At 53.2% G+C, this 24650-nt stretch carries 25 protein-coding genes; 7 read left to right on the plus strand and 18 right to left on the minus strand.

Going from position 1 to position 24650, the window contains the following annotated elements:
- The first annotated feature begins 150 nt into the window (after window positions 1–150).
- A complete protein-coding gene (locus CLFS41_RS28030; protein WP_045094238.1) occupies window positions 151–1032 on the plus strand; it encodes a TylF/MycF/NovP-related O-methyltransferase in 882 nt (293 codons plus the stop codon).
- A 112-nt stretch (window positions 1033–1144) separates the two neighbouring features.
- Window positions 1145–1480, plus strand: coding sequence for a hypothetical protein (locus CLFS41_RS28035; RefSeq protein WP_007860278.1), 336 nt, complete (start codon window positions 1145–1147; stop codon window positions 1478–1480).
- A gap of 9 nt (window positions 1481–1489) precedes the next feature.
- Here the strand turns inward: CLFS41_RS28035 and CLFS41_RS28040 are convergent, their stop codons facing one another.
- From CLFS41_RS28040 to CLFS41_RS28050, 3 genes are read right to left on the minus strand one after another with little or no spacing between them, the layout of a single operon-like run.
- The gene (locus tag CLFS41_RS28040) at window positions 1490–3898 is read right to left on the minus strand and encodes an FAD-dependent oxidoreductase (RefSeq protein ID WP_045094239.1); all 2409 of its coding nucleotides are present in this window, start codon (window positions 3896–3898) and stop codon (window positions 1490–1492) included.
- 15 nt (window positions 3899–3913) lie between these two features.
- A complete protein-coding gene (locus CLFS41_RS28045) occupies window positions 3914–6190 on the minus strand; it encodes a xanthine dehydrogenase family protein molybdopterin-binding subunit (RefSeq protein ID WP_007860280.1) in 2277 nt (758 codons plus the stop codon).
- A 1-nt stretch (window position 6191) separates the two neighbouring features.
- Entirely contained in the window at window positions 6192–6707 is a 516-nt protein-coding gene (locus CLFS41_RS28050) for a (2Fe-2S)-binding protein (protein ID WP_007860281.1), read from the minus strand.
- A 258-nt stretch (window positions 6708–6965) separates the two neighbouring features.
- On the opposite strand from CLFS41_RS28050, the gene CLFS41_RS28055 reads away from it, so the two are divergent.
- On the plus strand, window positions 6966–7853 hold the full coding sequence (locus tag CLFS41_RS28055; RefSeq protein WP_045094240.1) for a TylF/MycF/NovP-related O-methyltransferase: 888 nt from the start codon (window positions 6966–6968) through the stop codon (window positions 7851–7853).
- A 319-nt stretch (window positions 7854–8172) separates the two neighbouring features.
- Window positions 8173–8703, plus strand: a complete 531-nt coding sequence (locus tag CLFS41_RS28060) for a hypothetical protein (protein ID WP_007860283.1) — start codon at window positions 8173–8175, stop codon at window positions 8701–8703.
- A 102-nt stretch (window positions 8704–8805) separates the two neighbouring features.
- Here the strand turns inward: CLFS41_RS28060 and CLFS41_RS28065 are convergent, their stop codons facing one another.
- From CLFS41_RS28065 to CLFS41_RS28090, 6 genes are all read right to left on the minus strand, one after another.
- On the minus strand, window positions 8806–9087 hold the full coding sequence (locus CLFS41_RS28065) for a hypothetical protein (protein WP_007860284.1): 282 nt from the start codon (window positions 9085–9087) through the stop codon (window positions 8806–8808).
- Between the two features lie 287 nt (window positions 9088–9374).
- A complete protein-coding gene (locus tag CLFS41_RS28070) occupies window positions 9375–11738 on the minus strand; it encodes a molybdopterin cofactor-binding domain-containing protein (protein WP_045094241.1) in 2364 nt (787 codons plus the stop codon).
- Window positions 11731–12222, minus strand: coding sequence for a (2Fe-2S)-binding protein (locus CLFS41_RS28075; RefSeq protein WP_045094242.1), 492 nt, complete (start codon window positions 12220–12222; stop codon window positions 11731–11733). The genes CLFS41_RS28070 and CLFS41_RS28075 overlap by 8 nt, the downstream gene beginning before the upstream one ends.
- 13 nt (window positions 12223–12235) lie before the next feature.
- Window positions 12236–13102, minus strand: a complete 867-nt coding sequence (locus CLFS41_RS28080) for a xanthine dehydrogenase family protein subunit M (protein WP_045094243.1) — start codon at window positions 13100–13102, stop codon at window positions 12236–12238.
- A 212-nt stretch (window positions 13103–13314) separates the two neighbouring features.
- The gene (locus CLFS41_RS28085) at window positions 13315–14010 is read right to left on the minus strand and encodes a YoaK family protein (RefSeq protein WP_007860288.1); all 696 of its coding nucleotides are present in this window, start codon (window positions 14008–14010) and stop codon (window positions 13315–13317) included.
- An 88-nt stretch (window positions 14011–14098) separates the two neighbouring features.
- Window positions 14099–14608: a CarD family transcriptional regulator gene (locus CLFS41_RS28090; RefSeq protein WP_007860290.1), complete on the minus strand. Its 510-nt coding sequence runs from the start codon at window positions 14606–14608 to the stop codon at window positions 14099–14101.
- Between the two features lie 321 nt (window positions 14609–14929).
- Here CLFS41_RS28090 and CLFS41_RS28095 point away from each other — a divergent pair, with 321 nt between their 5' ends.
- Entirely contained in the window at window positions 14930–15220 is a 291-nt protein-coding gene (locus CLFS41_RS28095; protein WP_007860291.1) for a DUF2325 domain-containing protein, read from the plus strand.
- A gap of 52 nt (window positions 15221–15272) precedes the next feature.
- On the opposite strand, the gene CLFS41_RS28100 is transcribed toward CLFS41_RS28095, so the two are convergent.
- From CLFS41_RS28100 to dapA, 8 genes are all read right to left on the minus strand, one after another.
- Complete coding sequence (locus CLFS41_RS28100; protein ID WP_045094244.1) at window positions 15273–16409, minus strand: aminotransferase class V-fold PLP-dependent enzyme; 1137 nt, start codon at window positions 16407–16409, stop codon at window positions 15273–15275.
- A gap of 2 nt (window positions 16410–16411) precedes the next feature.
- Complete coding sequence (gene yqeB, locus CLFS41_RS28105; protein ID WP_007860293.1) at window positions 16412–17242, minus strand: selenium-dependent molybdenum cofactor biosynthesis protein YqeB; 831 nt, start codon at window positions 17240–17242, stop codon at window positions 16412–16414.
- Between the two features lie 48 nt (window positions 17243–17290).
- The gene (yedF, locus tag CLFS41_RS28110; RefSeq protein WP_045094245.1) at window positions 17291–17959 is read right to left on the minus strand and encodes a sulfurtransferase-like selenium metabolism protein YedF; all 669 of its coding nucleotides are present in this window, start codon (window positions 17957–17959) and stop codon (window positions 17291–17293) included.
- A gap of 98 nt (window positions 17960–18057) precedes the next feature.
- Window positions 18058–19083 carry a selenide, water dikinase SelD gene (gene selD / locus CLFS41_RS28115; protein WP_045094246.1) on the minus strand — a complete coding sequence of 342 codons (1026 nt, stop codon included), beginning with the start codon at window positions 19081–19083 and terminating at the stop codon, window positions 18058–18060.
- A gap of 41 nt (window positions 19084–19124) precedes the next feature.
- A complete protein-coding gene (locus CLFS41_RS28120; protein WP_045094247.1) occupies window positions 19125–19511 on the minus strand; it encodes a LysR family transcriptional regulator in 387 nt (128 codons plus the stop codon).
- A 240-nt stretch (window positions 19512–19751) separates the two neighbouring features.
- Complete coding sequence (locus tag CLFS41_RS28125; protein ID WP_007860297.1) at window positions 19752–19958, minus strand: sulfurtransferase TusA family protein; 207 nt, start codon at window positions 19956–19958, stop codon at window positions 19752–19754.
- A 15-nt stretch (window positions 19959–19973) separates the two neighbouring features.
- Entirely contained in the window at window positions 19974–21035 is a 1062-nt protein-coding gene (yedE, locus tag CLFS41_RS28130; protein WP_045094248.1) for a YedE family putative selenium transporter, read from the minus strand.
- 227 nt (window positions 21036–21262) lie between these two features.
- Entirely contained in the window at window positions 21263–22144 is an 882-nt protein-coding gene (dapA, locus tag CLFS41_RS28135; RefSeq protein ID WP_007860299.1) for a 4-hydroxy-tetrahydrodipicolinate synthase, read from the minus strand.
- 191 nt (window positions 22145–22335) lie between these two features.
- On the opposite strand from dapA, the gene dpsA reads away from it, so the two are divergent.
- Window positions 22336–23163, plus strand: coding sequence for a dipicolinate synthase subunit DpsA (gene dpsA / locus CLFS41_RS28140; RefSeq protein WP_045094249.1), 828 nt, complete (start codon window positions 22336–22338; stop codon window positions 23161–23163).
- 14 nt (window positions 23164–23177) lie between these two features.
- Window positions 23178–23759 carry a dipicolinate synthase subunit B gene (locus tag CLFS41_RS28145; protein WP_007860301.1) on the plus strand — a complete coding sequence of 194 codons (582 nt, stop codon included), beginning with the start codon at window positions 23178–23180 and terminating at the stop codon, window positions 23757–23759.
- Between the two features lie 67 nt (window positions 23760–23826).
- Here the strand turns inward: CLFS41_RS28145 and CLFS41_RS28150 are convergent, their stop codons facing one another.
- Window positions 23827–24582 carry an EFR1 family ferrodoxin gene (locus CLFS41_RS28150; protein ID WP_045094250.1) on the minus strand — a complete coding sequence of 252 codons (756 nt, stop codon included), beginning with the start codon at window positions 24580–24582 and terminating at the stop codon, window positions 23827–23829.
- Window positions 24583–24650: the final 68 nt, after the last annotated feature.

Here is a 24650-nt window from a genome sequence, read left to right on the forward strand (position 1 = left end):
CAGTAGTATATGCTACATTATATCAAATATTTACAGGTGATGTAAGTGCTATAATGGTAGCATTGATTTCTTTTACAGTTTCCAGTATTATGTTATACAGAGAGAATATAATCACCGCCTGAAAAGGCGGAAGACCAATGGGAGGGAACGATGAAAACTGTCATCATCCTGGGCGCGGGCCAGTTTGGACGGGGGATATCCAGGCTTCTTAATACGGAATATATGGAATTAGTGGGATTTGGAGATAATGATCCGTCCCTCTATCATTTAAACAAAACAGAGAAACAGGAAAGGGGATTCCCGGCAGATGTTCCCATTCTTTCCGTGGACCAGGCAGTGCGCCTGGAACCTGACTATATCATCACGGGCGTTACGGACCCGGCACGGTCCGGACAGTTAAAGAGCCAGGCGGTCCACTCTGGTTTCCACGGAGAATTTATTCTTCTCCGGGACCTTTATGAGCAGTTTGACATAAGGAGCGCTACCTTAAACCAGATGGCCAAGCGTCTTCACTGCCAGAAAATCCCCGGCCATATAGCGGAGCTGGGGGTCTATAAAGGGGATACCGCCTGGAAACTGAACGCGCTGTTTCCTGACAGAAGGCTGTATCTGTTTGATACCTTTGAGGGATTTGATCCGCGGGATATTGAGAAGGAGGAAGCCCTTGGATGTTCCCGGGCAAGAAAGGGTGAATTTTCGGATACAAGTGAAACAGCCGTACTGAACCGTCTTCCGTTTCCCCAAAACGCAGTGATACGTAAAGGGTATTTTCCGGGAACTGCACAGGGTCTGGAGGATGAGAACTATGCACTGGTCAGTCTGGATGCAGACCTCTACGCCCCCCTTTTATCCGGGCTGGAGTACTTTTATCCCCGTCTGTCCCCCGGAGGCATGATCCTTCTCCATGATTATAACAATGAACGCTTCCAGGGAGCACGCCAGGCGGTTGAGGACTATGAGAAATGCCGCCATCCTCTTGTACTGGTCCCCCTTTGCGACCTTCATGGAAGCGCTGTGATCGTGCGGCCTTAAACGGCCGCATTTTCTTACTTGATTTTGTTTGTCTTATAGTGTATTTTTAATACAGACAGTAACAGTTCAGGACGGCTCATCTTCCTGACCGGCACATATCTGGAGGGACAAAATGGACAACATTGATTTCAAACAGCATTTCATCCATGCCTGCACCCACATGGGCATAAAGGATTACCAGCATCGTCTTTTCACCGTGTGCCCTGTTATGGAGAAAAACAAAAACTACTCCTCTGCAGATGATATGATGAGACTTCTCTTTCTCCCAAGGCAGAGGACCTGTACCTTCAATGAGGTATTGCATCTTTTTACATGGAAAGAGGGCTTTTATCCCCTGTGGATCAATCTTGATTGTACCGGCAGGGATATCATCCTAAGCACCAGCCTGAGGATGAGGAAAGCCGGAGTCCGTGATGACGGACAGTTTTATCCCTTCATCACGGACTGAATTTTCCCTTTACTGTTTGTTGTCTGCCCTTAAGACAGCATTTACCAGCAGCTCCTTTATCATGAATAATTTGTACTCATTCTTCCCCATGGGAACAGCATCCCGAACAGCCAGCGCGGCTGCCTCTTCTGCCATCTCTTCCGTCACCCTTTTTCCTCTGAGGAACTCCTCCACCTCCGGCATACGGTACGGTATTGGCGCAACGCCTCCAAACACGATCCGGGCATCCCTTATTACATGATCCCCTACCTCCAGGCAGGACGCAAGGGAAACAATAGCAAAATCAATGGCATTTCTCACACGCTTTTTATCATAATGCATCTCACCCTTAAGCTTTGGTACCCGGATCTCCTTTACCAGTTCCCCCGGTTCCAGGATATCCTGTACGGTCAGTTCCCTTGTCAGCAGTTCCTGTGCCGTCAAGGTGCGCTCTGTTGTTATGATCTTTGCTCCTGCCATCACAAGCACCGGGCTTATATCCGATGGACTCACCGCATAACAGCCGCAGTTCATACAGCGCCCCGCCTCGGCCTGGGCCGTTTCCCGGTCAAAGGAAGCCGTGTCCTCCCCTGTCAGCGTTCTCTCCTCCGGGGAAACCTCCGCCAGCTTATGGGCCGCCTCCTCTTCCACTGCTTTGGGGTCAAAGTGCAGCCATGGATCCGCCTGGGGCGAACCGGCATCCGAAACAGGATCCCCTCCTGGCATCATCCTTCCCTTTTCTCCCAGCTCCCGGTCCATCCCCGCAGCTGCCACACGCCCCGCAAGGATGGCGCGGATGGCAATGTCAGGTCCGGTAACAGCATCTCCGCCTGCATAGATTCCCTCCTCTTTTGTCCGGAAGGATTCCAGGTCGGCCTCGATCAGCCCTCGGGCGGATTTAAGCTGTTCCCCAAACCGCTCTCCCAGGAAATCCAGGTCCACCCTCTGGCCGGTTGCCAATATGATGGTATCTGCCTCGATGAATGTCTGCTCCGTCTCCTCATATACAGGGGCAAAGCGGTGTTCCCCGTTGAAAACAGACAGGCATTTTTTAGCTGCCAGGCCGGTGACCTTTTTGTCTTTGTCCGTGACCACTTTTCCCAGGCCCCAGCCATGATAGATCTCCACCCCCTCTTCCTTTGCCCTTGCAACCTCCTCCGGCGTGGCAGGCATCTCATGTTCCTGCTCCAGACAGACCAGATTCACATGCTTAGCTCCCAGTCTGGCTGCGGTAAGGGCCACATCCATTGCCACGTTTCCGCCCCCGCATACAAGTACCTGGCTTCCAATGGCCTTTTCCAGATATGTGTTGACTTCCACCAGGAAGTTCAGGCCAAACTGGGTCAGGTTCTCTCCCTCCAGACCCAGCACAGGCTGTTTCCAGGCGCCGGTCCCCACGTACACCCTGTGGGAGTTTTTCCTGATCTCCTCTAAGGTGATATCCTTTCCCACGTGGACGCCAAGCCTGAACTCTACTCCCATATGTTCCAGCGCTTTCACATATGCATCCACTATATGCTTTGGCAGGCGGTAGTGGGGAATGCCGTACTGGAGCACACCTCCTGCCTTCTCCATGCGGTCATATACCACCACCTGGTGGCCGGACCTGCGCAGATAATAGGCTGCAGACAATCCGCCCGGACCTGCGCCCACAATGGAGACCGTCTTTCCTGTCTCATGTTCCGGGGCTGCATAGTAGATGTCGGCGTGTTCCAGGATATAATCTCCCAGGGACCGCTCCACCCCATGGATGTTCACACTGTCGCCGTATGTACACTGGTTGCAGTCGTCCTGGCAAGGATGGGGACAGATACGGGAGGTCATCATGGGCATGGGGTTATACTCCATAATGATCCTGGCAGCCCCATCCCAGTCCCCGTTTCTCAGTCTTGCCATATAAGCCGGCACATCGGTACCCGCCGGACAGGATCCGGCACATGGGGAACCATGACAGGCCATTCCCCCAAACACGGAATGATAGCGGTTCTCCCCATTGATAGCATAGCAGGTTTTGCCCCCTTTTCGCTTGCAGTCCAGCGCTCCTCCCATGGTATCCGGGTATCTGTAGTACCAGCATCGCACGTCCTGGCATATATTTCCTCCCACGGTGCCGATGGAACGGATCAGCGGGGAAGCAACCGAATAGGCGGCCTCTGCCAGTGCAGGGCACAGATCCTTCACTGCCCGGTCCCCGGCTATCCTGTTCAGTTTGCATCCGGCCCCGATGTCCAGCCAGCCGTCCGTTTCCTCAAGTGTGTCAAATTCCGGTATCTGCTTCAGATTCACCACTGTCTCAGGGTGTGTTTTCAGGATCCCGTCCTTATAGATACCAAGCAGATCCGAGCCCCCGGCCATGGCCTGACGCTTTCCCTTGCCCTCCTTTAAGATCCTCGCCCCTTCCTCGAAGCTGGATACAGTTACATGCTCAAACTGTTTCATGGTATACCTCCCTCTCTATTTGATCTTTCCCATGGCTTTTAACACAACGGTGGGCGTGGTGGGATATTCCTTTACTTCCGTTCCAATGGCATTGGAAACTGCCATCAGGATGGCGGAGGGCGCGGGTGAACCGCTGATCTCACCAAATCCCAATGCGTGGAAGGATTCCGTGTCAAACTGTCCCTCCAGGATCACCGTGTCAAAAGGCGGAAATTCATTAAAGGTACGCCATTTATAGTCAATCATATTGCCGCTGACAAACCGGCCCAGCTTTTTGTCCATGACCATTTCCTCAAACAGGGCTGTATCCGCGCCCGCTGCGCCAAAGGATCCCTCAGCCTGCATCCGCACATTCACCGGGTCAATGATCTGTCCCACATCCGTACCCTCCAGGGCACGGAGCAGCTTTGCCTCCCCTGTCTCCAGGTTCACCTCCACCTCCGCAAAGTACAGGGCAAAGTTGGGTTTGTCAAAGTTCTGCTGGTAAAGTCCCATGCCGGTGATGGTCATCTCAGGTGTTCCTGTAATAGCGATCCATGGCAGGCGCATCTGCGGATCAGCCTTGGGGAATACCAGAAAATCCTCCGTATCCAGGTCATCCACACCCATGTGCAGTTTCTCCGCCGCCATCTTAAGCAGCTTCTTTCTGGCATCATTGGCAGCTCTGACCGCACAGGTTCCCATGGTAATAGTTCCCCTTGAACCGATCATTCCCGCATCATATCCTGTGCCGTGGGTATCGGAATTCACCAGCTGGACACCGTCAAAGGGAACCTTCATGACTTCGGCAACCATTTTCTGGATGGCATGGCGCTGGGCGCCTCCTGTTTCTCCGATACACATTTCCACGGTCACGCTTCCAAAGGGATGGAGCTTTACAAATCCCTCCGTAGGGTCTTCCCCGATATCCGCATTGCCGTGCACCCCTACGCCCACGCCGATGGCACGCTTTCCGTCTTCACTGACCCAGGTGGGAACCTCCCATCCCTTCCATTTATCCTTCCATCCAAATTTGGCAGCTGACTCCTCAAATGCGGCGGTAAAGTCCACGGAACGCACCTCCCACCACTTGTAATCACGCCATATGTAGGAATCCCCTGCCTTTACAAAGTTTTTCTTAAACACCTCATAGGGGTCCATATGGGCTGCCCGGATGGCGGTACATACAAGCGGGATCAAAGCGCCCTTTAACTCCTGGCCGCCAAAACCGCGGATGGGGGCCTGGGAACTGTGGTTGGTCGCGATCAGCATGGTATCCAGATCCCAGTTTTTGCATTTTCCGCAGAATGCCTGGGCTTCCCCCAGCCCTACCGCGGTCATTGCCTGGGCATAGGTGGAGGACATGCCTGAATCAATATACCACATGCCCTGTATGGCACTTATGATACCATCCTCTGTGATCCCCACCTTGCCGCGGATACGGCTTCCCTGGCGCAGTTCATAGGACAGCATATGGTCCGTACGGTCCATCATCAGCTTTACAGCCCTGCCCGTCTCACGTGCAAGGGCAATGGCCTGAAGGGCCAGATGGGGGATCAGCTGCTTGCTGCCGTAGGAACCGCCGGAATGGCATGCGATCACCCGCACCGCCACCCCCGGAATGGATGCTTCCGTGTTAAACTTCTGAAGATGGGGTGCGCCGCCGTTATAATAAAGGGTTACCGCGCTGGGACTGGTCCACTGCGCGATCACACCAGGTGATTCAGGCGGAAGGGGGTGTGGCAGCTTGTCATAGCAGTAATATCCCTCCGCCACATAGGCTGCTTCTTCAAAGGCCTTCTCAACATCCCCCACATGGATCTGATTAAAGGGCTCCTCTGAAAATGGTGTGACTTTTGGAAGGACATTTCCCGGAAATTCCTCATAGAGCTGGGGTGCCTCCGGTTTGATCGCCTCCTCGCAGTCCAATACAAAGGGAAGCTCCTCATATTCCACTTCTATGAGCTTGCATGCCTCGTCAGCGGCCTCCAGGGTTTCTGCAGCCACCAACGCCACACTGTCCCCAGTGAAACGCACCCTGCGGTCCAGCACTCTCCTGTGCTGCGGCAGTCCGCATTTCCAGTCAGGGGCGTCCTTATAAGTCAGTACCGCTTTAACTCCCGCAAGGGCCTTTGCCTTTTCTACGTGGATGTCCACGATATTGGCATGGGGATAAGGGCTTCTCAGTACCCTGGCCGTGAGCATGCCGGGAATACGGACATCATCGATGAACTGGCGGCGGCCGGAGATCAGCTCCCGTCCGTCTGCACGGTTTACATGCCTGCCTATGTATCTGTAATTGTTGTCTCCCATACTATGCCTCCCCCTTTGCTCTGAGATCCTTCATTCTCCTGATGGCGTCCTCAATGGCAGCCTCCACCTGGTAATGGCTGATGCAGCGGCAGTAATTGCCGGACAGCGCCTCCCTGATATCCTCCCTGGTGGGATCGGGATTTTTGTCTAAAAGCGCCTTTGCGGACATCACAATGCCGGGAGTGCAGAATCCGCACTGGAACGCGGAATTGTCCACAAATGCCTGCTGTAGTATGCTCAGCTCCCCTGTGTCCTGGTCCTCCAGGCCCTCAATGGTGGTCACCTCTGCCCCCTGGCAGTCGGCCGTTAAGATCATGCAGGATGCCACCGGATCGCCGTTTAAAATGACCGTACAGTTTCCGCATGCCCCGTGGTCACATCCGATCTTGGTGCCGGTCAGGTCCAGCCGGTCCCTGAGCGTGTGGACCAGCGTCTCGGAAGGCTTGACGCACCCCTGCGCATCGCCAATGATAAATTTCCGCTCAACCCCGTTAATCCATATTGAAACCTTGTCCATAGTTTCCTCCTGTTTTTCGTGGTGTACTCCAGGAGATTCCGAGAGTACACCGTATTTCCGGCCGTTTCCCCGTCACACCGGATGTGTCAGATCATGTTTCTATGATATCATTTCATTTCCCCATAATTAAGTATGGCAGGTTACAGATGAAAGCCAAACAACAAATGTAATATAGCATCAGGTGTGACCTGCACTACTTGCCCTTTCCCCCTGGCCGCCCTACAATATTGTTAAATAGATGACAAGGAGGGCTGGAAAATGAAGACCGTTGTAATTCTTGGAGCCGACAGTATGGGGATGGCTGTGGCGGATATGCTGAATCCACGTGAAATGAAACTGGTGGGTCTGGGAGATACCAGGGCTGAAACCTGGAACGTATTCTCCGATCTGGAAAAAGGAGAGCTAAAGGAGGAGATCCAGGGCATGCCTGTGATGCCCATTGACCTGGCTGTGGCCCTTCAGCCGGATATCATTGTCATCGCCACCACGGACCCTGAGAAAAGCCATGCACTGCAATACATGGCGATCCGGGCAGGATTTTTAAACGACCTCATCTTTATCCGGGACCTTTGCCAGCAGTTTTCCGCCACCTGCAATGTTCTGCGCCGTATCTGCCGCCGGCTTACAGGCCTTTGCATAGAGGGAAATGTGGCGGAGCTGGGATGTTACCGCGGAGATACCTCCTGGCAGCTCAATGCCCTGATGCCTGACCGCAGGCTCTATCTCTTTGACACCTTTGAGGGATTTGACCCAAGGGATACCGCCAAAGAACAGGAGCTCGCATGTTCCAATGCAGAAGCCGGCCAGTTCTCCGGTGCGGACGAAGAAAAACTGATGGAGCGCATGCCGGTAAAAGAACAGGTAATCATTAAAAAGGGCTGGTTTCCTGAAACCGCCTTTGACATGGAGGATGAGACATTTGCGCTGGTTTATATGGATGCCTGCCTGTACAATCCCACCTTTTCCGGACTGGAATTCTTTTTTCCGCGCATGGCCCGGGGCGGCGTTATCCTGCTAAAGGGAGGCCGCCACGTGGGATACGGAGGCGTTGCCAAGGCAGTGGAGGACCTGGAAGCCAAATACGGCGCCCTGCTGATGCTGCCTGCTGGCGGACTGGATGACACCCTTATGATCGTGCACCCGTAACTCAATCCTGTGCACCCATGATCTCATTCGGCAAAGGATGCGGCTGAAAACAAACCCTGTGCGTTCTCCTGGTTTTTAACCGCATTTATGGATGGTAAAGGGCGCTGCCCGCCGCCATAAAACGGTGTCCATCATTGGTTCACCACGATTAAGGAGGGATAGGAAAAGAAAGTATTTAGGGGGTATAAACGAAACACCGATACAGGTCTGCCGGCCTGTGCAGCGCTTTGTATCGGCTATCCAACCCTGGTTGTAAAGAAATCGAATGGCGGATCCATACCGCCAAGCTTTGTATTAAAGACCAGAAAGGACGTATTTTATGAATTTTTACAAAAATCATTTTGGTATGATCATATCATCCGTGGTAGCCATCTGCATCTCCCTGATCATGGCTACCTCGGCAATCTTCGTAGACAAACTCACATTCACAGTGCCGCTGCTGGTTAAGAACTGGGGAACCGCATTCCTTGTGATCTCCCTGACAGGCATGATCTTTCCCCTCACGGACTGGTCCTTTGCCCTTGGCAGGAAAATGGGGCTGAAGCCCGAGACATTGCCCCATGTACTCCTTGAAAACTTTGTGGCCACCTTGTTCTTTAACACCACGGCCACCCTTGTGCTCACCGCTGTCAATGTCTTTAACAATCCGGAGATAGAGGCAGCCGCTGCAGCCGGCTTTATCCCCAGTGTTTCAGCAGTATATACCCAGAGCGTGATACACGACTGGCCTATTATGTTTATCATAAGCTACATATTTGCGTTCTTTGTGACAAAAGCCGCCATAAAAATCGCGCGCTCCTCCGTGGGGGAGCTGAAATCCCCCCATTCACCCCAGAATGTGAATGCATGATTCCTGCTGTCACTGCCGTCACAGTTGATGCTGGTACAAAAACAACAGCCGCCGGGAAATACCTGTTTCCCGCAGGCTGTTATTTTGTCACCGGTATGAGCGTCAGCCATGGGCGGCTGATCCCTGATCCCCAAACCGGCAGTCCCCGGCCAGTCCCTCATAGGTACAGGTCGTACAGTCCGTAACATATCCCACATATTGATCGGATTCAACATAGGCGCCGCAGAGCCCGTTGTGGCGGGCATATACCTGAAGGCACATATCCGCTACGAAGTTACAGGCCGTGGCCTTTCCCTTACAGTATCGACAGACATAATCCCCGCAGGCCCTCTCTTCCGCTTCCATACCGCCCGGCAGGCGCATCTTCTTTAACTGGTGTCCCATATACATTCTCCCCTTTACTTGTTCTTTTCCCTGCCTTTGGGGCAGAGTTCCTGTACTGAATGAAACAAAGAATCCTGCTCGCAGGCTTCTCCGCCTGCGGACGGTCGCTTCAGCGGCATCTTCCCTTCCGCCGCAGTGCAATCCCCGTAATGTTAAAAAGGCGGCATAGAGCCGCCTTCTTTTGTTGACAAAGTCAACCTCCGCTTTTCTAAGGTGTACTCCCGGAGTCTCCTCGGCCCCCACCTTTGCGGCGGGTTTATCCCCTGAATGAAGGTCACGCCGGCCCTTTATTTGGAATTCCTGTCATCCTTAAGTCCATGGAGCGCTCTCCAGATATGTTCGGGATCCAGTGGAAGCTCCGTAAAATATACACCGGTAGCCATGTTGACCGCATTGGCAATGGCAGGCGCCACCGGCGCTGCCGAGCCTTCCCCTGCTTCCTTTGCACCCAGAGGTCCTTCCTCATCCGGTGTAAAATCGTAAAAGGTACGCATCTTCGGCATGTCAAGGGCGGTTGGCAGGCGGTAATCACGGAAATTAGGATTTAATATTTTGCCCTCCTTGGTCACGTTGTGCTCGTAGACCGCATATCCAAGTCCCATGCCGATGGAACCCTCCAGCTGGCCTTCCACAGCCCTCTTGTTCAGGGCGCGGCCGCAGTCATGGGCAAATACAAACTCATCGATATCCAGCACGCCTGTCTCCTCATCCACGGTCAGATGGGCCGCTCCTGTGGAAAAACTGTAAGCCGGCGCGTAGTTGGTGGTATTGGTACCATTGTACTGGGAATTGTCGGTGCGGTGGTAATATGAGCCGATACCCACCAGCTCATCGCCTCCCTTAACGGTCATATACTTAAACATGGCGTCCCCAATGGGCATCTGAAGCTCTGCGTTCTCTTTGCTGATCACCTTGCCGTCCAGACACTCCAGTGTTTCAGGCATCACACCCCACATGGGAGCGATCACCTCAAACAGCTGGCGCTTTGCATCCACGGCAGCGCGGCGGGCAGCATTTCCCGCAAGGAAGGTAACACGGCTTCCGTAAGAACCGGAATCCCAGGGTGTCAGGAAGGTATCGGACATGAATGTCTTTACCATATCCATGGGAAGGCCCAGTTCCTCTGCCACGATCGCTGTCATGACCGTATCTGAGCCCTGGCCGATATCATGGGAACCAATGTAAAGAGTTGCCATGCCCCGCTTGTTCATGCGCAGTGTCACGCACGCAGAACTCTGGTTCGGAGCTTCCAGCACCGCGAATCCGGTTCCGGATACAAATCCGGTTCCGGCAAAGCCAATGCCCTCGCCCTTTTTCATCTGATCCTTTTTATCATACCAGCCAATTTCCCTGGCAGCCGTATCCAAAGTCTCTTTGTAAGCGCAGCTGGTAATAGCCAGCCCCGCGGGAGCCACATATCCAGGGTCCGCCGCGCTCATCTTACGGAACTTAACCGGGTCGATCCCCATCTGGTCCGCTGCAAACTGCATATTCAGGTCATGGGCAAAATGCACCTGGCACGCCGTGTAGCCCCTCATGGCACCGGCTGACGGGTTGTTGGTGTACACACGTCTTGCCAGGAAATCCACGGAATTCATCTTATATGGGAAGTTGGCCCACAGTGTGGACTGGGCGCAGGCCGCAACACCGGAACCGCCGTAGGGGCCGCCGTCCAGCACATGGTAGCATTTTTTCGCCAGCAGCTTTCCGTCCGCGCCAAAGGCAGTGTCAATGTGCATATAGATGGGATGGCGGTTACGTGTGGTCTGGAATACCTCCTCACGGGACAGGATCATACGCACAGGCCGTCCGGTCAGTTCCGACATCTTGGCAGCGCAGAGTCCAAAGGAATAGGAATCCAGCTTTCCTCCGAATCCGCCGCCTACCAGCGGCTTGATCACGCGCACCTGGTTCTCCCCCACGCCCAGGCAGCGGGCATACCAGAACTGGTCCACATAGGACATCTGCGTGGACATCCAGATGGTATAGGTGCCGTTTCTGAACGTGGCCACCGCGCCGTGGGGCTCCATGGCCGCATGGACCATACGGTGGGTCTTGTAATCCCTGTGCTGTACATAGCCCGCGTTGTCAAACTCCTGGTCAATGTCCGTGCCCGCCTTCATCACGGACTGCATACCGATATTGTGAAGTCCTTTGCCCTCCCAGTTGACCTCGGGAGTGCCTTCCTCCATGGCCTCAAAGGGATCAAATACACCCGGAAGCACCTCATACTCCACCTTGATCAGGTCAACCGCCCTCTGGGCCGTCTCCTCATCCACTGCCGCCACTGCCGCCACATCATCCCCTACCTGGCGGACCTTCTCGGAGCAAAGTACTTCCTTGTCTGCAAATTCAGCGGCAAACTCTCCGTTGCCCACCAAGGACTTCCACTCAAAGTCCTTTGCCGTGAGGATACATTTTACACCCGGCAGCTTTTCGGCTTCGCTGGTGTCAATGGAAAGGATCCTGGCCGAGGCATAGGGGCTTCTCACCATCTTGCCGGTCAGCATATCCGGAAACATGATGTCGCCCACATACTGGCCGTGGCCCGTCACTTTGTCTTCCGCGTCAATCCTCACATAATGATTCTCACCGGTGAGACGGTAGAATTCCGGCTTTTTAAAATAATGTTTGTCACAGTCTTTATGCATTCTCTGATTCCTCCTCCCAGTTCATTTGTGCGGCGGCAGCCTGGATCGCCTCCACGATCTTGGCATAGCCGGTACATCGGCACAGGTTGCCCTCAATGGCTTCCCGGATCTCCAGTTCCGTGGGATGACGGTTAACATCCAGCAATGCCTTGGCGGACATGATCATGCCCGGGGTACAGTAACCGCACTGCATGGCCCACTTTTCAATAAACTGCTTCTGGATGGGGTGGAGCATTCCGTTCTCTGCAATGCCTTCCACGGTGATAATGTCATGGCCATCGCACTCCACGGCCAGGGTACAGCAGGAATTGACCGTTTTCCCGTCCAGCATAACCGTACATGCGCCGCATTCCCCTTCCTCACATCCTTTTTTTGTACCGGTTAAAAACAGCTGGTCACGAAGGAAATCCAGCAGTGTCAGGTTATCTTTCACAACGGCGTCAACGCAGTCTCCGTTAACGGTTAAACTTATACTATGCTTCATTTTCCTGCCCTCCCTATAAACATTCCATGGCCTGCCTGACGGCACGCTTGGTAAATACACGGATCATATCCTTGCGGTATTCGGCTGATGCACGGATATCAGAAATAGGATGACAGGAATCCATGGCCTCCTCCGATGCCTTTACAATAACCTCATCGGTAAGGGCCTTGCCGATCAGAGCCTCCTCTGCCTTGGGGGCGCGGATAGGTGTGGCTGCCACTGCGCCCAGGGCGATATGCGCATCCGTGCATATGCCGTCCTCCACCTTGATCTTAACCGCAACACCGATAATGGCCAGATCCATGGCTTTTCTCACAGCGTGTTTTATGTAAGCAGCCCTTTCATTCTCTGCCAGGGGCGGGATCACAATCCCTGTTACGATCTCCCCCGGTTCCAGTGAGGTTTTCTTTACACCCAGGAAAAAATCCTCCGCCTGAATGATACGGTCCTTGTTGGGCCCCTGTACTAAGATCTTTGCCCCCTGGGCCAAAAGGTTGGGCGCCGTGTCACAGGAGGGGGAAGCATTGCAGATATTTCCCGCCATGGTGCCCTTTGCCCTGATCTGTGTGGAAGCCACTACCTTGGCGGCATGGGCCACAGCCGGGTTCTTTTCTTTTACCAAAGGTGAGGTCTCAATGGTGCGCAGGGTTGTCAGTGCGCCGATCTTTAACCCTTCCTTTTCATCATATTCCAGATAATCCAGATCCGGGATCTTCTTCAGATCAATGAGATACTCCGGCAAAATCGCTTTGTCTTTCATGGGCGGGATCAGATCCGTTGCTCCTGCCATGACTTTTGCCGGGCTTCCAAGCTCAAGGAGCAGATTACATGCCTCCCCTATGGTCTTAGGAGCCAGATACTCGAATTGAGGTAATACCATTTACATTTTCCTCCTTACATTTCCGTTTTTGCCTGTTAATGGTTACGTTCTCCCTGTAGCTTGATTGTAGTGGGAAATGAAGGAACATGCCAGAAGTGTATATCACATATGTTGCAATTGTTACAGGTGTAGTAAGATAAAAGCACATCAGGAGGGCAGTCACCTGCCCTCCCGTGTGCTTTTAACATATATCTTATGGTTTTGCCGGCCCCTTACTGTGTCCTCTCACGTTCCCCCATGTCCTCCTGCAGGAACATGATAAGGAAGCTGATCAAAAGCAGGCCGCAGCTGACCCATATGGTCTTCTCAGCCAGCCGGGCGGTGAGCACGGCTCCCAATACGGCACCCACCAGGAAAATAACAATCACCCCATAGTACCGGATGCATTGATCGCGGCTCTCCGGGCTTTTTGTATGGCGGTATGTGTAAAAATGCTCCGTACCGCTGCGCAGGTTCCCGATACACATGGTGGTGGCATAAGGACTTCCCTTAATTTTGCGGAACGCATTGACCTGCATGGCGCACACAAAGGATACCGCGATATTGGCAGCCATATTCATAGACTGCGGCATAAATCCTACCAGAAACAAAAGGATGATCTCAATGGCCACCACCATCTGCCTCCAGTGGAACTGCCGGTTATGCTTATGCTGGCGCCGGATGTGTTCGGCCATATATACGCCGCAGGCAAATGCCGCCACGGGCGCCATGTAACGGAAAGCCATCCCCCACTCCCTGGAAGCCAGATGGCTTCCCATAAGGACAATGTTGCCTGTCTGGGCATTGGCAAACACACCGCCTCTGCAATAATACGTGTAAGCATCCTGAAATCCGCCGGATAAAGTCAGAAAAATACCCGTTGAAACAGCCTCCGACATCTGTCCACGGGTATAGATCCTTTTTTCCATCTCACCTGCCACCTTTCCTGAGTTCGGTCACTGTTATTTCCAACTCAAGATTCTACCACAGGTCACGGAAAAATGAAATATAAAATCATCATATCGTTCCGGTGCTGCATCCGGTCTGGTCCTGGATATAATCCGGCACCTCCTCCGGATGGATATCAAGGGCAGCCGCCAGTTCCCCGAACAAAAGCTTACGGGCACATTTCACACCATCCCTCTCCCTTATGGACAGCATCTTTCCATTTCCCCTGCGGGACTGCTCCATGTTGGCGATCTCCTTGATCATGGATGCCAGCTCCAGGCAGTCGCCGGACTGGAGTACTTCCTTGTACGCCTGCGGTCTTTCCCTGTCGCTGGCATACTTTTTACATTGTACAGAGGGCCAGGCCGTCACAAAGCGTTCCGCCTGCTGACGGGTCATAATTTCCCTCATCTTTACCTTATCACTGTTTACCGGAATGTAGATCGTGGTCTCTTTCTCAAATCTTGGTACAAGATAATAGTACAGTCTGTCGTTATCTGAGAAATCAGTTTTAGATATATCCTCTATCTGGCATACGCCCACTGTTCCATAGAGGATATTCGCTCCTTTTTTGAACAAAGTCCCACCTTTCTGAACACGTTCTGTTCAACTGTTTACGGGGTATTTATATAGTATAGCACACTTTTTGATTTATGTAAACCTATCCTTCTTCCCCCATATGTTTTTGGCTGTGAAAACACAACTAAGATCTATTCTATGCGCCGGTTGTGATAAACATTCTCAAATAAGGGGCTGGACATTTCCATGGCTATATTGTATGATATTTTCATAAGTTAGTTTAAGCTAACTATTTGGAACACCTATCCACATGCAGCAAGCGTTATATGGAATATGACGCCCATTATACAGGATCACCACAAATAAGTAGGAGGAATTTTTATGAGCGTTGTCATTATCGGAGGACACGACCGCATGGTCAGTCAGTACAAAAAGATCTGTAAGAATTACAAATGCAAAGCAAAGGTATTTACCCAGATGAGCGCCAGCCTGGACAAACAGATCGGGAAACCGGACCTTCTGGTTCTGTTCACCAACACTGTCTCCCATAAGATGATCCGCTGCGCCCTGGACGAGGTGGGAAGCGGTACGGAGATTGTACGCTGCCACACCAGCAGCGGCACAGCCCTCACAGAGATCCTTGAGGAAAAATGCGCGGTCTGTGCCGGATAACACTCTGGTTAAGTCCTGATATCCTTAAGCCGCCTTACGCCCAACAGCCCCCTTAATAGGCCCTGAGAGCCAGACAGGCCATGTCAACTTCTTCCTCCCTGTTAAAATGCGAGAAGCTGAATCTGACAGCCCCCTGTTCCCTGGTTCCCAGGGTTTCGTGCATGAGAGGGGCACAGTGCCCGCCCGAGCGGGTATAGATCTCGTGCTCCTGGGCAAGATAATCGCTGACCTCCCCTGAATCCTCATCCCCCAGGTTCAGGGCCACCACGGCAGCCCTCTGCTCCTGTTCAAAATCGCCGTAGATCCGTACGCCGGGAATGGTTTTTACCTGGTCATAGAAACGCCGCATCAGCGCGATCTCCTTTTCCCGGATCTCATCCACGCCCTGCTCCCTGATATAGGTCAGGGAGGCCCGAAGTCCTGCCAGACCGTGGGCATTCAGGGTTCCGGCTTCCAGTGCCGTGGGCATACTGTCCGGATGTGTCCTGGAATACGTCATAATACCGCTCCCGCCGGACAGGAGCGGCCTGATCCCTACTCCCTTCCTGACGCACATCCCCCCTGTGCCCTGGGGGCCCATAAGCCCCTTATGGCCGGTGAAACAAAGGATATCGATCATATCCCGTTCCATGTCAATGGGAAATACCCCGGCTGTCTGTGAAGCATCCACAATAAACAGGGCTCCTGCCTTCCTGCACCACCCGCCGATCCTGCGGATATCTACCAGGTTACCTGTCAGATTGGAGGCATGGGTGCACACCACCGCCTTGGTCCCCGGCCGGATAGCCGCCTCCATGGCCCCATAATCCAGGCATCCCCTGTCCTTTTCATCCGTGCATCCCACAATTACCAGCTCTGCGCCCTGTCTTTCCATCTCATAGAGGGGACGCAGAACACTGTTGTGGTCCAGAACCGTGGCCACCACCCTGTCCCCGGGCTCCAACACTCCTTTTATGGCTATGTTCAGACTCTCTGTGGAGTTGGCGGTAAAGGCAACCTGCTCAGGACCTTCCCCATGGAACAGTTCTGACACCAGAGCCCTTGTCCCATACACGGCCCTGGCGCTTGTAAGGGCGGCCTCATAGGCGCCCCGTGAACAGTTTCCCATGGTCCGTATGGCCTGGGCCACTGCCTCGGCCACGGTATCCGGCCTGTAATATGATGTCGCCGCATTATCTAAATAGATCATGATCAATACCCCTGTTTCATTTCCAGCATCTGCAGACCTTCCAGAACAGAGCCTGCAATGCATCTGGCTTTGTCCGAAATGGTAAAGCAGTTTTCATACTCGCTTTTTCTTGGATCGATATCTGCGATCTTAAATCCTTTGACCACAGGATATCCATCCTTTATGATCCCTCTCAGCAAACCTGTGAGGGATGCTTCCACAGACACCTCCCCCTGGCCGGTGACAATGGTTCCGATCCTTTGTCCTTTCTCCACCATATCGCCGATCAGGGCTTTTCCAAAGAAAATCCCCCTGGCCGGAGAATGGATGACACGTTCCGCTCCGAAGCCGCCTATGACGCCCGGTATGCCGGTATTGGGCTCAGCCGTTCCGTTTCCAATGATCCTGCCCAGATTATGCCCCCTCATGGTTTCGATCACAAGATCCACATCCTGTCCTGCAGTAAATCCGGGGCCCAGCCCAATGGTCTTGTCCGCCATATCCCTTGTGGTCCCAAGATTCTTCTTGGCCAGTATGGCATCCACCAGGGCCCAGGGTCTCACCTGTTCCAGCACCCGGCATGTCTCATCGATCATGACCGGAACATCTCCCTGTTCCAGCACGGCACACGCTTCCTCATAGCCGGCGCATTTGATACAGGTAACCCCCTCCACTTCCGCAGTTCCGTCATATACAGCTTCCGACAGAGCCACGCACCTGCGGATCGCTGAGGGAAACCCGGTTTCCAGCACAAGCACGGGGTAGCCGCAGCGGTGTAGCCGGTGTATGGTCCCCGTGGCAATATCTCCCGCGCCCCTTACCACGATCAGTTGTTTCTTCCTGTCTGTCATCATTTCAATTCATATCCTTCCATGTGTTAGAGCATGTTTGGTCCATGCTCCTTAGGGGCGCACCAGAAGCCTTGCTCCTGTCATACGCTCCACGATCTCATACATATTGGTGACGCCGCCCACCTTCAGCTTGTCTCCCAACCCATAATGGTTTAAGCAGGTGCCGCAGGTAAGTATCTCCACTCCCTGGGCTTCCAGCTCCTTTAGATCCTCCAGGTTATCAGAGCCCTCGCAGGAAAGATAAGCGCCGCTGTTATACAAAAGCACGGCCTCAGGCAGGTTGTCCTGCTGCGTCAATGCGTATACAAACCCCTTCATCAGGATCCCGCCCAGGGTCTCGTCCCCCTGACCCATAAGATTGGAGGAGATGACCGCGACCATGCCCTTTCTTCTGCTGTCCGGCTGGCAGGCAATATCTTCCAAAGAACTGTTTTCTTCCATGGATCCGTCTGCCGCTCCCTCATTTGACTGGGACTTAAGATCTTCGGCGCCCCCCGCTTCCCGGCCTTTGGCCGTAATCTTTACCTGAAACTCCCTGTCGCCGATTTTTTCATAGGATGACACAAGCCCCTTGTGGTCCGCCATCTTGCGCAGATTTTGGACCGCGATCTCGTTGTCCACCAAAACCTCTACGATTTCCCCGTCACTGCTGCTGTCCAGTGCCTTTTTTGTATCGATCACCGGCAACGGACACTGCTTGCCACGTTCGTCTAATTTCATATGCTTTTCCTTCCTCTCTTACTATCTGCCGCCCTACTCCCTGTCAGCCCACGGCCACTGCCTTTTCGCCTTTGGCTCTGCAGGCCCACGGTCACTGCTTAACTCACAACCACTGCCTTTTCACCCCTGGCCTGTATCTCCCCGACCATGCCACAGGGCAAGCCCAGGCCCCGAAGCTCCTCCAGCGCCCTGTCTGCATCCTGCCGTTCCATGGATACAAGAAGACCTCCTGACGTCTGAGGATCATACAGGATTTCCTCCAGGGCAAAACTGCAGTCCACAAACTCCACCTTGGCCCCCACATGGTTCCGGTTTCTCTGCCCGGCCGCCGTGATATAGAACTCCTCCACATACGCCTCACACCCCGGTATAAAGGGAATCCTGTCCTTATGGATCAGAGCCGTGTAGCTGTCTCCCAGCATCTCGCACAGATGTCCCAGGAAACCAAAGCCTGTCACATCCGTACAGCCGTGGACCCTGTATTTCCTTACGATCTCTGAGGCATACCTGTTCAGGCTGGTCATGGACTTCACAGCCAGATCCATGGCAGCGCCGGTCTTTTCCCCTACCCTGGAAGCCGTGCACACGATCCCCACGCCCAGAGGCTTGGTGAGAAGAAGCACATCCCCTTCCCGGCATCCGCTGTTGGCAAACACCTTGTCCGGATGAATGGTCCCGGTAACGGACAGACCGTATTTCACGTCCGCATCCGCAATGGAGTGGCCCCCTGCCAGGACACCGCCTGCTTCCTTTACCTTTTCACTGCCGCCTAAGAGGATCTTTCCCAGTATATTCAGATCCATGGCCTCAGGAAAACACACAATATTAAGGGCTGTCTTCACATCACCGCCCATGGCATAGATATCGCTCAGGGCATTGGCTGCCGCGATCTGCCCGAAAACATATGGGTCCTCCACCATGGGAGGGAAAAAATCCAGCGTCTGGACCATGGCAAGATCATCCGTCAGTTTATAGACAGCCGCATCATCCGACCCTTCATAGCCGATCAGCAGATTGGGGTCATAGGTCTTGGGCAGTTTGTCCAGTACCTTTGCAAGCGCTCCCGGTCCAAGCTTGGCCGTACACCCTCCCCCTTTACAAAATACGATCTCTTCCTGTTTCACGTTCCTTCCTCCTTGTCATAAGCCCCGGCAAAGGGACTCATTTAACTGTTTTTAAGTTTCTCTACCATATCCTGTGAAAAATGCTTTTCAAACAAACGGTCCAGCTCCTCCCTGGCCTCCTTCATAAAGGAGTCATATGCCTCCAGCAGCCGGACCGCCTGGACGGTAAGGGTGGAACCTCCTCCATCTTTACCGCCGGTCTCACGTTCCGTCAGAGGAAATCCCCATGCCTTTTCAGACTCCTTCAACATTTTCCATGCCTTGCTGTAGGCCATGTTCATGCCCTGTGCAGCCCCCTGGAGGGATCCTGTCTCCTCCACTCCCCGAAGCAGTGCGGACATTCCAGGGCCAAATGCCTTGTTTTCAAAATACAGTTTCAGTGATATGCCATAGTGCAGATGATCTTGGTTCGGCTGGTTCTGTTTCATCTGGCGGCCTCCTTGGTTATATTTTCAAAAGAATAACGTTTCCAACGAAAAAAGCCGAACCTGCCATTCATAAGACAATGACCAATGCCGGCTTTCACTTTTATACGCATAAAGCTCCAAACTGCTATTCTTTCACTGCTTCTATTATAGCAGATTCAGTCCATTATGCAAATGGTTTTTCCTCTTAAAACAGCACTTGATCCAACGGAAACATGGTCGGCACATACGGCTGCCTCCATCTCAAAAAATGGTTATCTCAATATCCCTGCCTCTCATGGCCACGGCGGCTTCCCTTCCGTATTCTTTTGCCAGTTTCACAATGTTGTCCCTGGTATGGGCCGCATCAGACAATACGGTCAGTTTTACACCAGGATGTTTGTCCATCTCATCCATAACGATCAGCACCGGTTCCGGGCACGAAAGCCCTCTTACATCAATCTCACTCATACGATCCTCCCCTTCCTACTTTCCCTGTTTTCCTTTGCATGAAAATCCAATAACAAACAGCAATACAATGCAAACAACGCACATGATCCTGCCCGCAGCAGTGGTGCCCGTTCCGCTGGATGCCAGTCCGAAATTATGGCAGACCGCAGCTCCTACCAGCATTCCCACCACATTGACTGCAGCATCTCCTGATCCCTGTCCGGCCAGGATCAGCTGTCTCAGCGGACAGCCTCCGGCCAGCACGGCTGCAAATCCCACCACATACATTCCCAGCACATTCCACACAGCCTCGGTATGAGCAACCGGCTGTCCTTCAAATCCCAGTTTAAAACCGCCCGTGGCCAGATTGTACACTGCCATAACAACAAACAATCCTGCGATCACGGTGAGCAGATCAAAATTCTTCATAAGGATCACGTCCCGGATCCCGCCTGCAAAACAGGTTCTCGCCCGCTGTGCAGCGGCTCCGAATACAAGTCCGCCGGCCAGCGAGATCAGAACAGGCGCGTGCATGCTTCCCGGTCCCTCGGCACTCACTGCAAACAATGTGGTGGTAACACTGAGGATCAGCATAACAACAAGGATTACCGGCAGTATGTATCCGCTCTCCGGCCTGGTATCATATGCCCGCCCCAGGCTGAATCCCTTTTTCAGGAAAAAGCATCCTGTAGCCGCTCCCAGAACAAACCCAGCCAGTCCCACATAAGCATTCAGATCACCGGCCGCCATGCGCAGCACCATCCGCAGCGGGCATCCCAGGAATATGAGGGCGCCTATCATGGTCACCATTCCAAGTAGGAACCGGATCATGGGAGAGGAGCCTGATGTGGACCGGTATTCCTTAGCCGCCATTGACACGGCAAAGGAACCTGCCACAAGCCCCACGATTTCCGGCCTCATATACCGCACCACCGCTGCGGTGTGGAATTTTGCAGCTCCCGCTATATCCCGGATAAAACAGGCAATACAAAACGCCATATTCCCCGGATTGCCCATAAAGGCAAGCACGGCCGCAACCAGCCCCAACAGCCCTCCCCAAACCAATAACATTACTTTTCCATCCCATTTCCTCTCCATTTTCTTCCTCCACTCGTTATATTTTTCAAAGAATAACGCTTTTAATAAACAAGCCGGCATGACCATATTGGGACTCTGGTCATAGCCGGCTTTTTATCTTTTCATGGAAAGCTCCAAACTGTTATTCTCTTTACCTTTAAAATATACCATATCCTTCCACCCATGTCAAAGGGATTTTCACCTATGAGACAGGGCTTATAAGGCCGGGCCGCGGTCAAAGGAACCGCTTACCGGTACCGCTTCATCACCGCCTCCAGCTTTGCTTTCTCACCGGCCTTCATGGGTGTGAGAGGCAGGCGGCAGCTGTCCATACACATCCCCATAATGGACAGGGCGGCTTTTACGGGAATGGGGTTCACATCCCAGAACAGCGCCTCCATGATATCCAGAAGGTACAGCTGCATTTTCCTGCTCTCCTCCAGCTTACCCTCCAGGAACAGTCTGCACATGTCATGGGTCTGTCTGGGCATGATGTTGGCCAGCACGGAGATCACACCCTTGCCTCCCAGTGCCATGATGGGTATGGTCTGGTCATCATTTCCAGAGTAAATATCAAATCCGTCCCCGCACAGGGCCGCTGTCTTTGCAATCATTGACATGTTTCCGCCCGCTTCCTTGGCCCCCCTGATATTGGGGTGTTCAGACAGGATCCGGTAAGTCTCAGGCTGTATGGTCACGCCCGTGCGGCTGGGCACATTGTAAAGGATCATGGGAATCCCCACATGGTCGCCTACCTGGGTAAAATGCCGTACCAGCCCCTCCTGGGATGCCTTGTTATAATAGGGAGTCACCTGCAGCAGGGCATCTGCCCCCAGTTTTTCCGCCTCCCTGGAAAGCTTTACCGCGTGCTCGGTACAGTTGCTTCCCGTACCCGCGATCACGGGAACCCTCCCGTTCACATGCCGGATCACAAAGCCGATCACTTCCATCTTCTCATTGTCATCCAGGGTGGCGGATTCCCCTGTGGTCCCATTTACCACAATGGCATCTGTCTTTTCCTCAAGCAGCCAGTCCAAAAGCCTGCCCATGGCATCCAGGTCCAGGTTTCCGTATTCATCCATGGGCGTGACCACGGCCGCTGCACTTCCTTCAAATATACTGCGCTTCATAAGCATCTGTCCTTCAATTCATAATCTATATTATTAAAAATATGACAAACATTCCTCATTGGTACCATTCACCATTTATTTCCTTCAGACATATAAAAAACTATGGATCAAATCTCTTCCAGCCAGCCCCAGGGGCCTTTTAACAGCGCTGTGGAATCTGCGGAAGGGAGACGAGATGAAAGGAGAATCTGATGTACCGATTCCTCATTCTGGGGGGCGACCCCAGACAGCTTTACATGGCCCGCTTCCTGAAACAGGCAGGCCATGAAATATCCCTATATTATGAAACCGACCTCTCTTTCTCCTTGCAGGAAGCAATGGAGCATTCCCATATTATCCTCTGCCCGGTCCCATTTACCAAGGACCAGAAAAACATCCATTCCCACAACCGGCTTTCCGGACTGGAAATAAAACGTTTTCTGCAGCATCTGAGACAAGGTCACGTCCTCTTTGGAGGAAACATCCCCGCTGCTGTAAAGGAACACTGCGTATCCGCAGGTGTTCCCTTTTATGATTTTATGAAAATGGATGAGGTGGCCTGCAAAAATGCCGTTGCCACGGCCGAAGGCGCCATTGCCGAGGCCATTTCCCTAAGCCCCATGAACCTTCACCAAAGCAATTGCCTGGTAACCGGGTGGGGAAGGTGCGCCGAGGCCCTGGCCGCTAAATTAAAGGGCATGGATGCCCGGGTAACCGTTGCCGGACGCTGCAAAGACAAACTGGCCCATGCCTTCTGCCATGGTTATGACACCCTGCTGCTGGAAGACCTGGATCCCCATATCCATACCTTTGACTTTATATTCAACACCATACCTGCCATGGTCCTGGACGCTCCGCTGGCCATGGGCATCCAGCCGGATGCCGTTGTCATTGATATAGCGTCAGCTCCCGGGGGCGTGGATTTTGACACCTGCCGTAAACACGCTGTCAGGGCAAAGCTGTGCCCGGGGCTGCCCGGCATTTATTCCCCCATGACCTCTGCAAGGATCCTGTGCCAGGCGGTTATGGACCATCTGTAAGAAAGGAGTTTACAATGGAATTAAAAGGAAAACACATTGGCCTGGCCATCACCGGGTCCTTTTGTACCTTTGCAAAAATAGAACAGGAAATCCTGAAGCTGAAGGAAACCGGAGCCATCCTCCACCCCATTATCTCCGGAAATGTCCAGACCATGGATTCCCGCTTTGGGGACACGGGTGAATTCATCAGCCGGATCACCTATATCACGGGAAATGATCCCATCCTGCGCATTGAGGACGCGGAGCCCATTGGTCCCAAGGCATATCTGGATATCCTTCTCATTGCCCCATGCACAGGCAACACCCTGGCTAAGCTGGCCAACGGGATCACGGATACCCCTGTGCTCATGGCTGCAAAGGCCCATCTGAGAAACGCCAAGCCCCTGGTCATCTCCGTGTCCACCAACGATGCCCTGGGAATCAACTTTAAAAATATAGGGGAACTGTTTAATTCAAAAAACATTTACTTTGTCCCCTTTGGCCAGGATGACCCGGTAAAAAAACCCAGTTCCATGATCGCACGCACCGGGCTGATTGAAAACACATTAAAAGAAGCCCTGGAGGGCAGGCAGATCCAACCGGTCATCCAGGGTTAAGCCCGCAGGGCAGGCTTTCAGGGCAGGCTTTCAGGGCAGGCTTTCGGGGAAAGCCTGAGAGATAAGCCTACAAGAACAGCTCATTCTCCCGCCTTATCTCCCTTACCGGGGACAGTTTCTGCTCCAGCATTAAAAGGGCCGGGGCCGGAAGGCTTCTGGCCCGGGTGGGACAGACGGATACGCAGCGCATGCAGAGTATGCATTGGTCTGCCTTTGTTGTGCCAGGGGCATCCAGGGGTATGGCTCCTGCGGGACACAGTTTTGCGCACCGGCCGCAGGCCGTGCAGGAATCATTAGTAACCGGCACCACAGGCATCTGCTTCCAGTCGCGGTAAGGGCGGTTTCCCGGAACCTGAGGTTCCTGCCAGCCCTCCTCCTGCAGCTTATCCAGTATCCTTGCCGCAAATGACCGGATATCCTCCATATCCTGCTCATCGGGGCGGCCTGATGCTATATCCCCCACCATGGAGTGCTCTGCCAGCAGAGCCGTTCCGGCCGCGATCCGAAACCCCTGCGCCTTCAGGCAGTCGTCCAGTTCCAAAAGGGCGTCCTCAAACGCCCGGTTGCCGTAAACCGCAGCGGTCACCGCCACTGCCCCGTTTCCACGGCAATGCTTAAGTTTCTCTGCCGCAAATCCGGGGATCCTGCCGCCAAACACCGGCATCCCCACAATCACCACATCCCCGGGGCCGAATGTCCATTCCCAGTCAGAGGTGCAGAGATCCACCTCCTTCACATCCTGTGACATGGCTGATGCCAGCGCCATACACGCCTTTTTGGTTCCTCCCGTAGGGCTAAAATAGACTGCTGTTATGTTCTTCATATTGCCACCTCCAATAATTGTTATTCTATCACATTTGGCAGAACAGTACAAATATATGTAATCCCGGA

The organism is Clostridium sp. FS41, assembly GCF_000954015.1.
In the GTDB taxonomy this organism is placed as follows: Bacteria; Bacillota; Clostridia; order Lachnospirales; family Lachnospiraceae; genus Enterocloster; species Enterocloster citroniae.

Excerpts from the sequence above, each read along its gene's own strand:
- CLFS41_RS28030 (WP_045094238.1), top strand. The coding sequence starts at position 151 with ATGAAAACTGTCATCATCCTGGGCGCGGGCCAGTTTGGACGGGGGATA.
- CLFS41_RS28080 (WP_045094243.1), bottom strand. The coding sequence starts at position 13,102 with ATGGTATTACCTCAATTCGAGTATCTGGCTCCTAAGACCATAGGGGAG.
- dpsA (WP_045094249.1), top strand. The coding sequence starts at position 22,336 with ATGTACCGATTCCTCATTCTGGGGGGCGACCCCAGACAGCTTTACATG.
- yedF (WP_045094245.1), bottom strand. The coding sequence starts at position 17,959 with ATGAAATTAGACGAACGTGGCAAGCAGTGTCCGTTGCCGGTGATCGAT.
- yedE (WP_045094248.1), bottom strand. The coding sequence starts at position 21,035 with ATGGAGAGGAAATGGGATGGAAAAGTAATGTTATTGGTTTGGGGAGGG.
- CLFS41_RS28050 (WP_007860281.1), bottom strand. The coding sequence starts at position 6,707 with ATGGACAAGGTTTCAATATGGATTAACGGGGTTGAGCGGAAATTTATC.
- CLFS41_RS28120 (WP_045094247.1), bottom strand. The coding sequence starts at position 19,511 with ATGAAACAGAACCAGCCGAACCAAGATCATCTGCACTATGGCATATCA.
- yqeB (WP_007860293.1), bottom strand. The coding sequence starts at position 17,242 with ATGATGACAGACAGGAAGAAACAACTGATCGTGGTAAGGGGCGCGGGA.
- CLFS41_RS28150 (WP_045094250.1), bottom strand. The coding sequence starts at position 24,582 with ATGAAGAACATAACAGCAGTCTATTTTAGCCCTACGGGAGGAACCAAA.
- CLFS41_RS28125 (WP_007860297.1), bottom strand. The coding sequence starts at position 19,958 with ATGAGTGAGATTGATGTAAGAGGGCTTTCGTGCCCGGAACCGGTGCTG.
- dapA (WP_007860299.1), bottom strand. The coding sequence starts at position 22,144 with ATGAAGCGCAGTATATTTGAAGGAAGTGCAGCGGCCGTGGTCACGCCC.
- CLFS41_RS28055 (WP_045094240.1), top strand. The coding sequence starts at position 6,966 with ATGAAGACCGTTGTAATTCTTGGAGCCGACAGTATGGGGATGGCTGTG.
- CLFS41_RS28070 (WP_045094241.1), bottom strand. The coding sequence starts at position 11,738 with ATGCATAAAGACTGTGACAAACATTATTTTAAAAAGCCGGAATTCTAC.
- CLFS41_RS28040 (WP_045094239.1), bottom strand. The coding sequence starts at position 3,898 with ATGAAACAGTTTGAGCATGTAACTGTATCCAGCTTCGAGGAAGGGGCG.
- CLFS41_RS28045 (WP_007860280.1), bottom strand. The coding sequence starts at position 6,190 with ATGGGAGACAACAATTACAGATACATAGGCAGGCATGTAAACCGTGCA.
- CLFS41_RS28085 (WP_007860288.1), bottom strand. The coding sequence starts at position 14,010 with ATGGAAAAAAGGATCTATACCCGTGGACAGATGTCGGAGGCTGTTTCA.
- CLFS41_RS28060 (WP_007860283.1), top strand. The coding sequence starts at position 8,173 with ATGAATTTTTACAAAAATCATTTTGGTATGATCATATCATCCGTGGTA.
- CLFS41_RS28065 (WP_007860284.1), bottom strand. The coding sequence starts at position 9,087 with ATGGGACACCAGTTAAAGAAGATGCGCCTGCCGGGCGGTATGGAAGCG.
- CLFS41_RS28075 (WP_045094242.1), bottom strand. The coding sequence starts at position 12,222 with ATGAAGCATAGTATAAGTTTAACCGTTAACGGAGACTGCGTTGACGCC.
- CLFS41_RS28035 (WP_007860278.1), top strand. The coding sequence starts at position 1,145 with ATGGACAACATTGATTTCAAACAGCATTTCATCCATGCCTGCACCCAC.
- CLFS41_RS28095 (WP_007860291.1), top strand. The coding sequence starts at position 14,930 with ATGAGCGTTGTCATTATCGGAGGACACGACCGCATGGTCAGTCAGTAC.
- CLFS41_RS28100 (WP_045094244.1), bottom strand. The coding sequence starts at position 16,409 with ATGATCTATTTAGATAATGCGGCGACATCATATTACAGGCCGGATACC.
- CLFS41_RS28145 (WP_007860301.1), top strand. The coding sequence starts at position 23,178 with ATGGAATTAAAAGGAAAACACATTGGCCTGGCCATCACCGGGTCCTTT.